This window comes from Fodinibius saliphilus, assembly GCF_005869845.1.
GTDB lineage: Bacteria > Bacteroidota > Rhodothermia > Balneolales > Balneolaceae > Fodinibius > Fodinibius saliphilus.
Genome location: NZ_VAWF01000002.1, coordinates 526,800 through 542,398, shown reverse-complemented (window position 1 = coordinate 542,398; position 15,599 = coordinate 526,800). Strand labels below are relative to the sequence as shown.

Annotated in this window: 15 protein-coding genes; 8 read left to right on the top strand and 7 right to left on the bottom strand. The window is 42.9% G+C overall.

Going from position 1 to position 15,599, the window contains the following annotated elements:
* The first annotated feature begins 16 nt into the window (after positions 1 to 16).
* The 3 genes from FCN14_RS10495 to FCN14_RS10485 are packed head-to-tail and all read left to right on the top strand — an operon-like array spanning position 17 to position 2,488.
* Positions 17 to 589 (top strand): RNA polymerase sigma factor, encoded by a 573-nt coding sequence (locus FCN14_RS10495; RefSeq protein ID WP_138431234.1) that lies wholly within the window; start codon positions 17 to 19, stop codon positions 587 to 589.
* Positions 582 to 1,250, top strand: coding sequence for an anti-sigma factor family protein (locus FCN14_RS10490; protein ID WP_138431233.1), 669 nt, complete (start codon positions 582 to 584; stop codon positions 1,248 to 1,250). The genes FCN14_RS10495 and FCN14_RS10490 overlap by 8 nt, the downstream gene beginning before the upstream one ends.
* A 14-nt stretch (positions 1,251 to 1,264) precedes the next feature.
* Complete coding sequence (locus FCN14_RS10485) at positions 1,265 to 2,488, top strand: hypothetical protein (RefSeq protein ID WP_138431232.1); 1,224 nt, start codon at positions 1,265 to 1,267, stop codon at positions 2,486 to 2,488.
* Between the two features lie 60 nt (positions 2,489 to 2,548).
* Here FCN14_RS10485 and aat read toward each other — a convergent pair whose 3' ends face one another.
* From aat to FCN14_RS10460, 5 genes are all read right to left on the bottom strand, one after another.
* Positions 2,549 to 3,142 (bottom strand): leucyl/phenylalanyl-tRNA--protein transferase, encoded by a 594-nt coding sequence (gene aat, locus FCN14_RS10480; RefSeq protein ID WP_138431231.1) that lies wholly within the window; start codon positions 3,140 to 3,142, stop codon positions 2,549 to 2,551.
* An 88-nt stretch (positions 3,143 to 3,230) separates the two neighbouring features.
* Positions 3,231 to 5,696 carry a zinc-dependent metalloprotease gene (locus FCN14_RS10475; protein ID WP_138431230.1) on the bottom strand — a complete coding sequence of 822 codons (2,466 nt, stop codon included), beginning with the start codon at positions 5,694 to 5,696 and terminating at the stop codon, positions 3,231 to 3,233.
* Between the two features lie 161 nt (positions 5,697 to 5,857).
* The gene (locus FCN14_RS10470; protein ID WP_138431229.1) at positions 5,858 to 6,697 is read right to left on the bottom strand and encodes an enoyl-ACP reductase FabI; all 840 of its coding nucleotides are present in this window, start codon (positions 6,695 to 6,697) and stop codon (positions 5,858 to 5,860) included.
* 139 nt (positions 6,698 to 6,836) lie between these two features.
* Complete coding sequence (locus tag FCN14_RS10465) at positions 6,837 to 7,697, bottom strand: OmpA family protein (protein ID WP_138431228.1); 861 nt, start codon at positions 7,695 to 7,697, stop codon at positions 6,837 to 6,839.
* Positions 7,698 to 7,701: 4 nt separating this feature from the next.
* A complete protein-coding gene (locus tag FCN14_RS10460) occupies positions 7,702 to 8,187 on the bottom strand; it encodes a DUF4398 domain-containing protein (protein WP_138431227.1) in 486 nt (161 codons plus the stop codon).
* Positions 8,188 to 8,486: 299 nt separating this feature from the next.
* Between FCN14_RS10460 and ffh the strand changes: the two genes are divergently transcribed.
* The 5 genes from ffh to rplS all read left to right on the top strand — a co-directional run bounded on the left by ffh (position 8,487) and on the right by rplS (position 12,559).
* Positions 8,487 to 9,842, top strand: a complete 1,356-nt coding sequence (ffh, locus tag FCN14_RS10455; protein ID WP_138431226.1) for a signal recognition particle protein — start codon at positions 8,487 to 8,489, stop codon at positions 9,840 to 9,842.
* 122 nt (positions 9,843 to 9,964) lie between these two features.
* On the top strand, positions 9,965 to 10,849 hold the full coding sequence (gene rpsP / locus FCN14_RS16020) for a 30S ribosomal protein S16 (RefSeq protein ID WP_138431225.1): 885 nt from the start codon (positions 9,965 to 9,967) through the stop codon (positions 10,847 to 10,849).
* A gap of 33 nt (positions 10,850 to 10,882) precedes the next feature.
* Positions 10,883 to 11,422 (top strand): ribosome maturation factor RimM, encoded by a 540-nt coding sequence (rimM, locus tag FCN14_RS10445; RefSeq protein ID WP_138431224.1) that lies wholly within the window; start codon positions 10,883 to 10,885, stop codon positions 11,420 to 11,422.
* A gap of 3 nt (positions 11,423 to 11,425) precedes the next feature.
* Entirely contained in the window at positions 11,426 to 12,118 is a 693-nt protein-coding gene (gene trmD / locus FCN14_RS10440; RefSeq protein ID WP_138431283.1) for a tRNA (guanosine(37)-N1)-methyltransferase TrmD, read from the top strand.
* A gap of 12 nt (positions 12,119 to 12,130) precedes the next feature.
* A complete protein-coding gene (rplS, locus tag FCN14_RS10435) occupies positions 12,131 to 12,559 on the top strand; it encodes a 50S ribosomal protein L19 (RefSeq protein WP_171032887.1) in 429 nt (142 codons plus the stop codon).
* Between the two features lie 210 nt (positions 12,560 to 12,769).
* On the opposite strand, the gene FCN14_RS10430 is transcribed toward rplS, so the two are convergent.
* Positions 12,770 to 13,321, bottom strand: coding sequence for a class I SAM-dependent methyltransferase (locus FCN14_RS10430; protein WP_138431222.1), 552 nt, complete (start codon positions 13,319 to 13,321; stop codon positions 12,770 to 12,772).
* 68 nt (positions 13,322 to 13,389) lie between these two features.
* Positions 13,390 to 15,441: an excinuclease ABC subunit UvrB gene (uvrB, locus tag FCN14_RS10425; protein WP_138431221.1), complete on the bottom strand. Its 2,052-nt coding sequence runs from the start codon at positions 15,439 to 15,441 to the stop codon at positions 13,390 to 13,392.
* Positions 15,442 to 15,599 lie beyond the last annotated feature (158 nt).

Genomic DNA, 15,599 nt, shown 5'->3' with positions numbered 1-15,599 from the left:
CCCGGGAGTCTTTTTGATGACTGATGCACAACTGATACATAATTTTCGAAATGGAGATATCGAGGCCTTCAACACTCTCGTTAATCGATGGCAAAAGCGCATTCACCGTTTTGCATTTCGCTATTTTTCGAGTCACGATGAGGCCACTGAAATCACCCAGAAAACATTTATAAGAGCGTATAAAAAACTTAATACGCTTGACGATGCTGACAAATTTCCTCCGTGGATTTATCGCATTGCCAATAATCTCTGTCTCGATGAAGTTAAACGAGCCGGCAGAAGGCGATCAGCTCCGTTGGAGTCATTGCCCAATCATCTTACTGCAAAAGATTTTGCAGCTAACCCAGAACGGCAGGTTCAGAAAGAAGAACTTGAATCGATTTTACAATTGGCACTTGATCAACTGCCGCCCAAGCAACGCATCGTCGTGATCATGAAAGAATATGAGGGACTTAAATTTTGCGAAATTGCAGAAATCCTTGACGAACCGGAAAACACCGTTAAATCACGCATGTACTACAGATTGACCAAAATAAGAACACTTTTTGACCAATGGAATATTGAACTGGAGGCATTACGCTATGAATGATCAACTTGCCCGATCGCTCTTTATGGATTATCTCTATGATGAGATTTCTAAGAGCGATAAAACAAAACTGGAAACATATCTGGACAAAAATCCTGATATCCGCGAAGAACTGGAACAGCTGAAACAGACTCGTACCGTGCTACAGCAAATGCCGGAACCAGATCCCGCCCAACAACTACTGGTGATGGAACTAAACGAACGCCCGTTAAGCCATTGGTGGACACAAGCCAAAAATTTGTGGCCGCATTCCCTGCTCGGCAAAACGGTTTTTGCAGCCGCCGCAGGGCTCATTTTTTTCTTTTTCTTGGGATCTCTTGCCCAACTCCACATTGATACTTCCAACGACGGACTTGCTATTAGCCTGGGATATTCACCTACGGTTAATCAAGGATTATCACAGGAGGAAGCCAATGCTCTTATTGCTCAAATCAAAAAAGAAAATGCGACAATGTTGGCAGATTATGCCGATGCTATTGACCAGCAAAATGGAGAGCAGCTGCAGCAGGTAATCGCATACTTTGAAGAGCAGCGCATGCAGGATTTACAGCTGGTCAATAAAACGCTAAGCCAGCTTCAAGAAAATACCAACTACCGTATCAACCGTACCAACGAATACCTTGGGCAAGTATTACAAACCGTCAGTTATCAAAACGAAAATTAAATTGAGGATGAGTTATGAAATACGTTTTACAAATATTATCAACAGCGACGGTCATTGTGTTGATGAGTACCATTCAACAGGCTGCCGCACAATCTGATATTGACACTAACAGGATGAACCGTGATATCAACATCATGGAAAATGTGTTGGAAGAATTGTTCAAAACACAATTCGAAGGCAACGGAGATAATCTTAACATCCATGCTATCGGATCGAATAGATTCGGCCAACACAATATCAACGGTACTTATTTACCGAATTACGGCATTATTTTTAAGATTAATACCAGCCAGCGGCCATTCATCATTTTTCAAAGTGATGACAATCAATTCTCTTACCAATTCCAATATGGGGAAGGAGAAAATGGTAAGTCGGTGACCCAAGAATCAATAACTGATAGAATAGTAGAATTTCTCAGAGATTATGCCTCAACGATCGGACAACTCTCCGATGATCAAAAAGTGATGGTCATGTATGAAGCAAATCAAACCAATAGAGAAATCAGAGTTTTCCGTAGCGATGATTCTCAACAAAAAACCGAGCAACAATCTTTACCCACTATCTCGGTTGTCGCCAATGTAAGCGATCTTAAGGTCTATCGTTCTGGCGATATGAGTAACGATGACTTTCGAAATCGACTTGATAGCAATGTTGTTGAGGCATCCGCCCAACAGGAAAAAGATTTGCGCGTTATGGCCAATATATTTAAAACGGCCTTTGAAGATGCTGATGCTGAGGAATCAAGTTTCCAGATCAGGGGGACTGTAGATTACCTAAAACTGGATAATTTTGGCGCCCTATTCTCTTTTGATGTTCGATATGCGAATCATTCAGGATTTAAATTTGACCTATCAAACCTTCACAATTCCCTAAAAGTAGTCAGGGAGGACCTGGAAAGAGCTCGCGCCGAATTAGAAGAAAATATTGATATCGATATTGAGGTCAGAGATAGCGTTCGAGCACATAAACGGGAAGAAGTTGAAGCCAATCGCGCTGAAGAAAAAGAAAAGATCCAAAGAGCGTATGAGCAGTTTTTATCAAATCTTAAATCTACTATTGCTGATTACGGACGGACATTGCGTTCTGTTGAATCAAATCAACAAATTATGGTTTCTGTCAACTTGAACAGTCGTTACCAAGAAATCCCCGATCGCATTGATCTGCAAATCCGTAAATCAGTGCTGGAAAGCAGCTCCCGTGATGAAGCTATACGTCAAATTTCAGTCCGGGAATACTGATTCAGCTCAACAGTTATCAGTTGACAGAGAACGTGTTTTTTCTGTTAACTGTTTAACTGTTCACTGCACCTGCACTGCTTCAAATACTGCTTCTTTCTTAAGTGCCGAATCCAGTCGCTTTTCGTATTCATTAGCCGGTATCTCAACACAACCAAATTGTGAGAGATGCTCAGTCCAGAACTGGGTGTCCCATAATTCAAAACCTCCCTCTTTTAACGCTTTGTGTGTCCAGTAAAGAGCAACCTTAGACGCTTCTTTAGCCCACCCAAACACCGATTCACCAAAAAAGGCAGCCCCCAGTGACACTCCGTACTGCCCCCCTACAAGCTCCCATTTTTTATTATATACACTCACTGAATGGGCATATCCGAGGCGATGAAGCTGACAATAGGATTTAACGATATCGTGCGAAATCCATGTTGAATCTCGATCGGCACACCCCTCCATTACATCTCTAAAGGCATAATCAAACTTAACATGATAATGGTGGTTTCGAACTATTCGTTTAACATTCGAAGACACCCTAAACTGTTCCAGAGGAATTATTCCACGCCTACTCGATGTGTACCACTTGGCTTCGGAATCATCCCGGGAATCCGCCATAGGGAAAGCACCATTTGCGTACGCACTAAGAAGTTCTTGGGGGGAAATCATAATAAATTGATACTATAAATTACCAACAACCTATCTCCAATAGGTATGGCTTGCTCCACTCTACACAAGTGAAACAAGCCAAAATATACTAGTTAATACTACAACCTAAATTCGGTAATATACCATTTCCGATCGGCGATCCCGGTGGAGGTGATAACGGAGAAGTTGGAAAAAACGAGTCCCCCTTTTCCTTAAAGTTCTGCAATATTCGATATCCATACAACAAGGAAGCCTTGCGTTGAGCGTTGCCCTTGCCTTTCTCTGCCTTCACCTTCATCCACTCTCTCAGACCTTCTAGCTTAAGATTTGTAATAGCTTTAACCTGAGTAGGAGCATCTTCATTTGATGCCAATTTAATCATCTCATATAAAACAGCATGGTTGATTGTATTCTGGATCGCCCCCTTATACCCTTTTTGGACTTCTTGTTGCCACGTATACTTTATAATTTTATCCAGCATATCACCCAAGCCAAGATTATCTGTATTTCGAGCCTCAAAATCTACCAGGCGAGCGGCCCGATTCACATTTAGCAGTAGCTCGGCCGACATACTAGCAGCCGTTTCTGCTGCACCAATAGGATCGAATGCCGGATCAGTATAGCTATTAAAAAGCTCCCTGGAATCATAATGTCCGAGAGGTCGAGGTGGGATAAGCTCAATAATACGATCGGGCATATCCAGAGCATCCGGCGTCAATGTTTTCAGCATCGCGTCAAGTGCAGCACGCTGCGTTGAATCTGCTACGGGCGTCGGTCCTCTCTGATTATCACCTCGCAATTTATAACTGTAATCAAGCCCCCCCACAAGCTTTACCGTACCCTCAATCTGGAAACGATGAAACAGGTACATAGGCACCAATACATCTTCGAGCTCTGCCATTGGCGTGCTCGAAGGAATATTTGATTCTGAAAAATTCTGTAGTGCTATTTCTCTTACCTTCATAATATGATGCAGTTGCTCTACTGCATTCTTCCCATTATCCCAGAGATGAGCTTTAGGGTGTGCCCCGCCTGCCGGACGCGCATCCATATCTGAAATAAACAACAACCCATTATCAATAGCCTCCTCTATAACATTTTCTAGGGCTGCGTCTTCACTTGGCAATGCTCGCAGATCCTTATAGCCATAGGTAACAGAAACTTTGTCCCACTCTCCTATTCCTGTGTCATAGGCATTGGAAAGATCCAGCGTGCTATCTTTACTGATTTCAACTTTAGGTGCCGGATAATCCATCACCGAAGCACGATCATTTGTACTGGCCGCAAAGTTATGAGCCAACCCCAGTGTATGGCCTATCTCATGTGCCGAAAGTTGCCTGATTCGGGCCAAAGCCATCTCCAACATTGGATTATTATCATCAAACCTTGCCCCCTCTTTGTAAGGCGAAAGCAACCCTTCAGCCAGCAAATAATCTTGACGAACCCGAAGCGATCCCAACAATACATGTCCCTTTATAATCTCACCGGTTCTCGGATCTACTACCGAGCTACCGTAAGACCACCCCCGCGTTGAACGATGCACCCAGTTAATCATATTATACCTCACATCCATGGGATGAGCACTGTCAGGTAGCATCTTAACCTGGAAAGCATCCTTATAACCCGCGGCCTCAAAAGCCTGGTTCCACCAACGAGCCCCATCCAACAAAGCGCCCCGTACCGGTTCGGGCGTTCCCGGATCCAAATAATAGACAATAGGCTCTACCGGTTCACTCATTTCAGCTTCCGGATTTTTCTTCTTTAATCGATGCTTTGTAATAAACCGCTTATCAATAGATTCTGAAATTGGCGTACTATAATCCTGATAACTGATGCCAAAATACCCGGCTCGGGGATCAAACCGGCGCGGCTCAAAATTATCATCTGGTAACTTAACAAAAGAATGATGCTGGCGAACCGTAATGGCATCGGCTGTAGGTGTTACAGAACGTACCTGGCGTCCCGGCTTGTTTCCGGTAAAAGTCAATGTAGCTTCAAACTCTGTATTCTGCGGGAAGTTCATCGTCGCTTTCCGGTAAACAGCAGAACGACTCTCATCGACGCTGAAAGTACCCTCTTTGTTGCGTCGTAGCACCTTGCTCACACCATGGGCATCTCTCATCAAAAAGCTTGTCATATCGACCAATACCTTTCCATCCTGCTCAGCAGCTACCTCAAAGCCCCACAACACTGAATTAGCAAAAGCATCACGCACCGACTGCTTTTCTTTCCTATTATCTGTTATGGCGCGATATGAATAATTTGGTTGTACCATCAGCACCTTGGGTCCTCTACGCTCAAAATAAACAATTCGACTATCTCCAAGCTGGTTACGGTCCAAACCGATGTCATTAGATCCAACCCCCGCTGTTAACGAATTTACATATAAAAACTCCGTATCATATTTGTCGATCTCCAGCCAAAGCGTAGCCTTCGCTTTATCCCAGTAAAAAGTGAAGTAGCCCTGCTGTTTTTCAAGTCCTTCTGTTTTTTCACTTATCGTAGGTGTATCCTGGGCAATAGTAATCGTTACCGAGAATAGTAATAGATATAAAAAAGATGCCAGTCGTTTCATTATGATGGTATTTTTAATGGTAGTTGAATGCAGCTAGTAAGTAACTATTTTTAGCCAAAATTTTAAAATGGGAGGACATATTTTAACATCCGTTAATTAAAAAAGCCTGACCGGCTATTAACCAATCAGGCATATATCTTAATTATTTTAAAAGATTACTTTTATTCATCCTCATCGGCGTACATATCTGCTAAATCATTAATCATCTCTTCATCAATACCGGCCGTAACAAAGCCCCCATCATGATAGAGGTTCTGCATTGTGACTTTCCGTGTGAGGTCAGAGAATAAGGTCACACAATAATCGGCACATTCATCAGCAGATGGATTTCCTAATGGTGCAATCTTTTCGGCGAAGGTATACATACCATCAAAACCTTTAATTCCGCTACCGGCCGATGTTTTAGTAGGAGCCTGTGAGATAGTATTGACACGAATGCCCCGATCAGCTAATCGACTCCCATAATTACGGGCGATACTTTCAAGCAATGCCTTGGCATCATTCATATCACTATATTTTGAGAAAATACGCTGAGCCCCTATATAGGAAAGTGCTAGAATACTGGCGCCATCATTCAAGAGGTCAGTTTCATCAGCATAACGAATCACCTTATGGAGAGAAATAGCTGAAATATCGAGCGTTTTTTGCATCCACTGATAGTTCAACTCGTTATATCCCTTATTCTTTCGGACATTCGGAGACATACCAATTGCATGGAGCATAAAATCGATCTTCCCATGCTCACCCTTTACCTTCTCCATCAACTCCTTAACATCTTCCTCTTTTGATACATCACAAGGAAATACTTCTGCGCCCGTTTCTTCTGCCAGCTCATCTAATTCACCAAAGCGCAGTGCCACCGGGGCATTAGATAATGAAAATTCTGCACCCTCTCTTTGACATGCCAGTGCGATGCGCCATGCGATACTTCGATCATCCAACGCACCAAAAATCAATCCTTTCTTGCCTTTCAGCAACCCATATCCTTGTTGATTAGCCATAAAATATGTTTTTCAATTTCTTAAAATTCAATTTCTTCTGCCTGAAGATAATAAAACATAATAAAAAACTGTCATCCCAATGAGATTCTGCAAACTCACCGGAATGACAGTTGTAGAATAATTTTTTAAGAGGTAAAAATCAGTTTGCTAATGATCGCTCATCGATAGTACCGTTCTTATCAGAAATGATGACTTCAACCCGACGATTTTGCTGACGTCCTGCTTCTGTTTCATTCGATGCTACAGGATATTTTTCACCATATCCCCGTATTTGAATGCGTGTAGCACTAATACCCTGACCAATGAGCTCCCGTTTGACAGCATTAGCTCTTCTCCTTGATAATTTCTTATTATAATCTGCTGAACCAACGATATCGGTAAATCCCTCGATCATCACATTTCTTTCAGGATATTCTTTTAGAAACTGGGCAAGATTATTAGCAGCCCGTTCCCCACCAGGTTTCAATGTCGCTTTATCGAAATCAAAAAGGACATCTCCCAATGTTAATACCAAGCCACGTTCTGTACGCTGTGCCTCTAGCTCACTGACCCTGTTGGCAAGCTGTTCGGCCCGTTTCTGCGCCTTTTGTGCACGTGATAACGCTTCTTCTGCGCGATGCTCTGCTGCCCTGGCTTCAGCCTTACGTGCTTTGATCAATACTCGCTGCCGCTCAGCCTCGGCTCGCTTCACTTCATCCTGAGCAGCATTCAGTTCAGCAGTTTCTCGGGCTATAAATACTTTTTGTTTTGAAATATAGGCGTGATGTTCTATCAATTCTTTATCAGCGCCTTCTTTCCAAAACTCTCGACTCTGCTCTAAGGCCTCCTCGGCCTCTTTTAATGCTACCGGTGCCTTAGTTACAATAAGGGAGTCATTTTCAGCCTTTTGATACTCACTACTGGCCTCTTGCAGCAATGGATTTTTCTCCGGTGGGCCGCCACAACCTATTAATAAGAAAACAACCAGTATTTTATATAATGCCAGCCTTGTATAAGACATGATGCTATTGCTTTTTTTGATTTCTCTTAATCTCTTTTTCCAATAGCCTAATACTTTCCCTCAACTGCTCAACAGCATTTTGAGATTTCTCAGAAAGCGCTTTTGCTTCTGCCAACTCTGCATCGATTTCTGCACGCGAAGCAAGCCGTTTTGCTTTTTCATGCTCTTTTTTCTCAACCAGCTCTTTTGCTTTCTGAAGCTTCTTTCGAGCTTCCCGAATTTCGAGAGGTGCATACTCTTTTGCACCAACCTGATCTGCCTGATTGATCGCAGCTTCTGTTGTTGCCAACTCTTGGGTCGGGGGTTTACTGCTCGCACAAGCTGCCAGTATCAAGATAAAAGAACTAACCAAAAATCGAGCACATAACTCTTTAAAACTGCCTTTCATTATTTCCATATTATTATCTTCCCCTTTTTGATATAAAAGATACCAGTTATCAACATTCCTTATATGGTCTTTAAGCACTCTTGTTCCCATAGGTGTTGACATATCCAATACCCAAAATAAGCATCCCTCCTGTACCCTAAACCCCGATATATTTTGTTTCTCTTTTGAACCCGGGGCTTTATTCTATCATTGCAAATAAATGATCTCCCAAAACAGTATCGCTAAATGCATATATTGGCAATAATTATCCACATCATGGTTTGACCTTGTCAGGGTTTAGCATTCAATTCAATAATTCTGTTGATAACCCAATAAAATGTCCTTATTTTGCGAGACTTTGTTCCGGTACTGTACCGGCCATGCAATTATTAGCATTAACTCTATAGAATATACATTCACTCATGTTTCAGGATCTCTCATCAAAACTGGATGATGCCTTTCAGAAGCTGAAAGGGGAATCTAAGATTACCGACGTCAACATTGCGGAGACGGTGAGAGAAATACGTCGTGCCCTGCTTGATGCGGATGTTAACTACGAAGTTGCTAAGCAGTTCACGAACGATATTAAAGAACGAGCTATGGGCGAAGACGTGCTTTCAGCCGTCAACCCGGGTCAGCAGTTTACCAAAGTAGTACATGATGAGCTGACTCAAATTCTTGGACAGGAACGCGTAGATTTATCAGTTGCTCATACGCCTCCTACTGTTATTTTGATTGCCGGCCTACAAGGCTCTGGTAAAACAACCTTTAGTGCCAAACTTGCAAAGTACCTGAAAGAAGAAAATAACCGGAATCCTATTTTAGCAGCAGCTGACGTTTATCGTCCGGCTGCTATAGATCAGCTTAAAACGCTGGCCAACACTATAGATACCCCGGTATATTCTATCGACCAGAAAGATGCCGTACGTGTTGCAAAAGAAGCGGTATCGATGGCGAAGAGCCTAGCGCTCGATACTGTTATTATTGATACAGCAGGGCGTATGCATGTTGATGAAAAGATGATGAACGAAGTAGCTGAGATTAAAGAAGCTGTCCAGCCCGATGAAACATTGTTTATTGTTGATTCCATGACCGGACAGGATGCTGTTAACACAGCCAAAGAATTTAATGACACCATCAATTATGATGGTGTCGTTTTAACAAAGCTTGATGGTGATACCCGCGGCGGGGCGGCCCTTTCAATTAAGAATGTGGTCCAAAAACCGATCAAGTTTGTAAGTACCGGCGAAAAGCTTGATGCTCTTTCTCCATTTTACCCAGAACGGATGTCTCAACGAATCTTGGGGATGGGGGATGTGGTTTCTCTTGTTGAGAAAGCCCAGAAAGAGTTTGATGAAAAAGAAGCACAGAAGCTACAAAAGAAGATTAAGTCTGACAGTTTTGATCTGGATGACTTTTATCAACAGTTACAACAAGTAAAAGGCATGGGTAATATCTCAGACCTGGTTGGAATGATTCCGGGTGCCGGTAAAGCTTTACAAGATGCCGATGCTGAACTTGATGAAGACTCTTTTAAACCCATCGAGGCCATTATCTGCTCGATGACTCCGGAGGAGAAACACAATCCGGAAATTTTAAATGCTACCCGGAAACGGCGTATCGCCAAAGGTTCGGGAACACGCGTCTCAGATATTAATGATCTGCTAAAGCAGTTTCAGCAGATGAAGAAAATGATGAAGTCCTTCTCTGGCATGGGTAAAATCGGCCAGATGATGCAGGGCATGAAAGGAATGAAAGGAAATTTACCATTTGGATAACCAAGCTGATGTTGACCGCTGTTTAGCCCAGCCCAGCATCACTGATATATTGCGCAAGATTCCGACATTATCCTCTATAGAAAAATCAACGCAAATTAAAGTTAAATTAAGGAGATAATCCATTGTTAAGAATAAGATTACAACGTAGAGGTCGAAAAAAGCGACCTATCCATCACATTGTTGTTGCGGATAACCGTAAACCCAGAGATGGTCGAATTATTGAAGATTTAGGTCGCTTTGATAATGTAACACCCAAAAATCAGCTTACACTGAACAGAGAACGAGCAATCCACTGGCTAAAAAAGGGTGCTCAACCAAGTGATACCGTACGGTCCATTTTTAAGAACCAAGGGATTATGTACGAAATGCACTTACTCCGTTGGGGGAAGTCTGAAGAAGAGATTGAAGAAGCACTCACTGAATGGCGTGAAAAGCGTGAAGAAAAGGAAGAAGATGTTCCTACACGCAAAGAGCGCCAACAAGCACTGCTCGATGCCGAAGAAAAAGAATTCCAAAAGCAGCTTAAGAAGAAAGCTGAAGAAGCTGCCCGAGAGAAAGCAAAGCAAGAAGCTCTTGCTGCTGAAGAAGAGGAAGATGAGGCTGATGAGGAAGTTGAAGCAGAAGAAGATAAGGCTGAAGAAGCTGAAACAGAAGAAACTCAAGAAGCTGCTGAACAGGAAGAGTCTGAAGAGGTTGAAACTCAAGAAGATACAGCCGATGAAGACAAAGAAGATGATACTGAAGAAGCTGCTGCTGAAACTGAAGAGGAAGACAAAACTGATGATGACGCTGAGGAAGAAGTTGAGGCTTCTGATGATGAGGAAGAAGACGAGGACAATGATTCGGATGAAGATTCTGAAGCTAAAACCTCTAGCGATATGTTAGCTAAAGAAGCTATCGAACATATCGAAAACACTCCTCTTGATGAGCTCGAAGGCTTTGTTACCGACGATGAAGATCGCGTAACCGTTCAGCGTGCTTTAGATGATAAGAAAGAAAATAGTTAAAAAGCCATACCGGTGTTTAACAACTGGTAGCTTATGCTGGAACCAATAGAAAACCAGTACAAACAGATCGGGTATATTTCTCGATCTCATGGCGTAAAGGGCGATGTATTAATCATCCCTGACATGTACGCGCCAACCCTTTTTGATGCTCTTGACTTGGTACATATAGCAAATACCAAGGGGGCCTTGGTCCCTGCCCGAGTTGAGTCGGTACGGGTGCAAGAAAAAAATAACCGGCTTTCGTTCTTTGTTAAATTTGAACACGTAACTGATCGCACGCAGGCAGAACAACTGAAAAATTTCACGGTCTATGCAGACCGCGAAATCGTTGAAAGCCTGCTGGATTCGGATGATTTACCGTTAAGCCTCACATCTTTTGATATATTAGAAGATGGAGAAGTCATCGGTACCGTAAAAGCGTTGTTGGAAAACCCGGCACATCCGATTCTCGAAATAGAAACCGCAGAACAGGAACAACTGCTGGTCCCTTTTGTGGACGAATATGTTGTTGATATTGATGTGGAATCAGAGAACATCCAATGCAAAAATCTGGACCAACTGAGAGGTTTATAAATGATGCGCATTGATATAATATCAGCTGTACCACAGCTCCTGGAAAGTCCGCTACAACATAGTATTGTAGCTAATGCACAGGAAAATGATTTGGTTGAAATCCATACTCATGACTTGCGGGACTATTCCGAGGACAAACACAATAAGGTTGATGACTACCCCTATGGCGGAGGCGCAGGCATGGTGTTAACACCACAGCCGATATTCTCTTGTGTCAAGCATTTACAGAGCCAGCGGGAGTACGATGAAATCATCTTTACGGCTCCGAATGGGGATCCTTTTGTACAGGAAAGTGCAAATAAACTTTCCATATGCAAAAATCTAATGTTCTTGTGCGGCCATTATAAAGGTGTAGATCAGCGTGTTATTGACACACTAATCACCAAAACGTATACCATTGGCGATTTTGTACTTTCCGGCGGAGAACTGCCGGCTTTAGCAATGGTTGATGCCATCGTGCGGTTGTTACCCGGAGCATTGGGTGATTCCGAAAGTGCATTGACAGACTCTTTTCAAAATGATTTGCTGGAAGGGCCTGTTTATACTCGTCCCGCTGACTTTGAAGGGATGGAAGTGCCAAAAGTTTTGCGTTCTGGTGATCATCAAAAAGTGAAAGAATGGCGATTTGAACAGTCGCTTGAGCGTACAAAGAAAGTACGTCCTGATATTTACAAAAAATTTCGAAACGAACAGTAGTAAGGATTAATCATGGATAAGTTAAAACTAGCAGAACAGACACTAATTAAGGATGAGTATCCCGAGTTTAAAACCGGCGATACCGTGAATGTTCATTATAAAGTTCGCGAAGGCGATAAAGAACGAATCCAGAAGTTTGAAGGACTCGTTATCTCACGTCGCGGATCAGGTGCAAACCAGACATTTATGGTACGTAAGATCTCTGCCGGCAATATTGGTGTGGAACGTATTTTTCCACTGTACTCTCCTTTTGTATCAAAAATAGAACTTAAGAAACAGGGTGATATTAAGCGTTCTAAGCTTTATTACCTGCGTGACCGAAGAGGTAAGTCGGCTCGTATTAAAGAGAAAGATCAAAACCAGGAAACCGTTAGGAAACTCAACCGAGAAGCAGAGCAAAAAGCTGCTGAAAACAATGAAAACTCTTCAGAAGAAGAGTAATAATCCTGCGTTGATTTCTCTTTTTTGAATTATTCTACTTTATAGGGCCATTCTATCTGTATGGGTGGAATGGCTTTTTTATGTTTATCGGATATCTGGTAAACTTGAAACGAGCTGTACGCCTTACAATGCTCCGTACCGTAAGGAGTATAGCACAAACGTAACAGACAGAAATAACACAGAACGTTACGAACAGAAAATGCTACTTTTTTATCTCTTTTCTGCTCTATAGACCGTCATGGGCGGGATATTGCGCCACTCCCACCTGGTGGATACATTACCAAAGGTCTCTTCCAGGGGATCTTTAAGATGGCCTGATGTTTGGTAGGCCAAGAACTCTCCACCGACGCGCAACAACTGGTAACTCTGGTTCAGCACTGATGATTTCGTATCCGGATCCAAAAAAGAAAAGGGGATACCGGAAATAATAAAATCGACTGTCCCAACGATATCTTTGGGCAACAGTTGGTTTGCAAATTCTACGCTTTGGTCGTAACTGGTAACACGCGAATCGTTAATCTGCTGCAGTTTTTCGAACAGGATTTCATTGGTTTCAAAGAGGTAAAGATGGGAATCGTTTGTCATATGCTGCAGCAGGTAACGCGAAAACACCCCAGCGCCGGCACCGTATTCAACTATGGTAATGTCTTTAGAAAAATCGATGGGCCGACACACCTTTCGTACGCAAAATCGAGATGTAGGCGTTACCGAGGCTACATCTTTATCTTTAAAAAAGCTTTTTAGATACGCTAGTGTACTCATTTTTAGCTATTGGTTATTCGCTATTGGTTATTCGGATTCTTCCTATTAACCAATAATTGTTAACTATGTTACAGTTCCTCTTTTAGTTGTTCGATTTGATCCCGGATGCGCGCCGCTTCTTCGAACTCCATGTTCTGAGCTGCATTATACATGGTCTCTTGCAGATATTCCATGAACTCTTCTTTGTTATCGAACGTTACTTCTTTCATGGCTGGGTTGGCTTTGTATTTGATGCCCTCCTCGGCCACCTTTACCACCTCAAGAGCATCCTCGTCTTCTCCATCACCGGTATCTTTCAGGTCAAAACTCTTGTTGGAAATCAATGCCGGATCAACAAGTGGTTTAAGCTCTTTTTCGATGGTTTTTGGCGTGATACCGTGCTCTTCGTTGTATTCTTTCTGTATCTTACGACGCCGTTCGGTTTCGTCGATCACCGTTTGCATGCTGTCGGTAATTTTATCAGCATACATGATGGCTTTACCTTCGACGTTACGAGCTGCACGACCGATGATCTGGAATAGTGAGGTTTCGGAACGCAGAAAACCTTCCTTATCTGCATCGAGAATCGCCACTAAGCTGAGCTCCGGAATATCGATTCCCTCTCGTAGCAAATTAATACCTACAAGCACGTCAAAGTCGCCACGACGGAATTTGAAAAGTACTTCTACCCGCTCCATGGCATTGAGTTCGCTGTGCATATAGGCTGCGGAAATCCCTACACTTTTAAGATACTCACTGAGCTCTTCGCTCAGTCGTTTGGTAAGCGTAATACAGAGCACGCGGTCTCCATCGGCAATTCGCTTTTGAATCTCTTCCAGCAAATCATCGATCTGGTTATCTACCGGACGTACTTCAATTTCTGGTTCCATCAGGCCGGTTGGTCGTACAATCTGTTCTACAAAGACTCCCCCGCTTTTTTCCAATTCGTAATCGCTGGGGGTAGCACTTACAAATATCGCTTGGTTTATTACACTTTCCCATTCCTCAAAAGTAAGCGGCCGGTTGTCCATAGCTGAAGGCAAACGAAAACCATTTTCAACCAACTCTACTTTTCTTGAGCGGTCACCGCCATACATGGCAGATATTTGGGGCACGGTTTGGTGACTTTCGTCCACTACGAGCATAAAGTCATCAGGGAAGTAGTCGAACAGGCAGTAGGGGCGTTCGCCCGGCTTACGGTTACTGAGATAGCGTGAGTAGTTTTCAATACCGGAACAGTAGCCGATCTCTTGCATCATCTCAATATCAAAGAGGGTTCGCTGTTCAAGGCGCTTGGCTTCCAGGTACTTACCTTCATCATTAAGAGTCCCTATGCGCCAGTTTAACTCATCGCGAATCTGATCTATGGCTTCATTAAGCCGATCTTCGGTGGTTACGTAGTGGGAAGCAGGATAAATCTTGAACTCCTGCACCGTATCCAGAACATCCCCGCTTTCAGGATCTACAATCTCCATCTTTTCAATCTCATCGCCCCAAAATGAGATCCGCAAACCATCTTCTGCATAGGCCGGATAAAGATCTACGACATCTCCCCGCACCCTGAAGGTCCCTCGGCTAAACTCGCGATCGTTCCGCGTATAGTGCAGGTCTACAAGATCATAAAGCAGTTTGTTTCTGGGGATCTCTGTACCTGTCTCAAGGGTAATAATCAATTTCTGGTATTCTGATGGAGAACCAATTCCATAAATACAGCTTACTGAAGAAACGATAATAACATCTCTTCGTCCCGAGAGCAGTGAGCTGGTGGCACGCAGTCGTAGTCGCTGTATCTCATCATTAATGGACAGATCCTTTTCAATATATTTATCCTGCGAGGATAAATAAGCCTCAGGCTGATAGTAATCGTAGTAGGAAATAAAGAACTCTACCCTATTGTTGGGAAAAAAGTCACTTAGCTCACGATACAGCTGTGCTGCCAATGTTTTATTATGACTCATTACCAATGTCGGCCGCTCTACCTGATCGATCACATCGGCAACAGTACGTGTTTTACCGGATCCGGTAATTCCCAGTAGGGTTTGGTATTTATCACCGTCTTCTATGCCTTCTACCAGTTCTTCAATAGCTTGAGGCTGATCACCGGCCGGTGGCCAGGGTGATTGCAAATCGAAATTGGACATCTAAATAAGTATGGATTTTTAGCGTTCGTCGTTATGTTGGTAAATGAATAAAGGTAGAAAGGGGGAGATTGCACTACCCTCTCATAAATATACTTCTGAATTTTGCCTTCCTACATTTAGCCTGCCTTATGATAACGTATATTAGTATTAATCATTCA

Coding starts and splice junctions, on each gene's coding strand:
- FCN14_RS10485 (WP_138431232.1), top strand. CDS start 1,265: ATGAAATACGTTTTACAAATATTATCAACAGCGACGGTCATTGTGTTG.
- FCN14_RS10430 (WP_138431222.1), bottom strand. CDS start 13,321: ATGAGTACACTAGCGTATCTAAAAAGCTTTTTTAAAGATAAAGATGTA.
- FCN14_RS10490 (WP_138431233.1), top strand. CDS start 582: ATGAATGATCAACTTGCCCGATCGCTCTTTATGGATTATCTCTATGAT.
- rplS (WP_171032887.1), top strand. CDS start 12,131: ATGGATAAGTTAAAACTAGCAGAACAGACACTAATTAAGGATGAGTAT.
- aat (WP_138431231.1), bottom strand. CDS start 3,142: ATGATTTCCCCCCAAGAACTTCTTAGTGCGTACGCAAATGGTGCTTTC.
- FCN14_RS10465 (WP_138431228.1), bottom strand. CDS start 7,697: ATGTCTTATACAAGGCTGGCATTATATAAAATACTGGTTGTTTTCTTA.
- FCN14_RS10495 (WP_138431234.1), top strand. CDS start 17: ATGACTGATGCACAACTGATACATAATTTTCGAAATGGAGATATCGAG.
- uvrB (WP_138431221.1), bottom strand. CDS start 15,441: ATGTCCAATTTCGATTTGCAATCACCCTGGCCACCGGCCGGTGATCAG.
- ffh (WP_138431226.1), top strand. CDS start 8,487: ATGTTTCAGGATCTCTCATCAAAACTGGATGATGCCTTTCAGAAGCTG.
- trmD (WP_138431283.1), top strand. CDS start 11,426: ATGCGCATTGATATAATATCAGCTGTACCACAGCTCCTGGAAAGTCCG.
- rimM (WP_138431224.1), top strand. CDS start 10,883: ATGCTGGAACCAATAGAAAACCAGTACAAACAGATCGGGTATATTTCT.
- FCN14_RS10475 (WP_138431230.1), bottom strand. CDS start 5,696: ATGAAACGACTGGCATCTTTTTTATATCTATTACTATTCTCGGTAACG.
- FCN14_RS10460 (WP_138431227.1), bottom strand. CDS start 8,187: ATGTCAACACCTATGGGAACAAGAGTGCTTAAAGACCATATAAGGAAT.
- FCN14_RS10470 (WP_138431229.1), bottom strand. CDS start 6,697: ATGGCTAATCAACAAGGATATGGGTTGCTGAAAGGCAAGAAAGGATTG.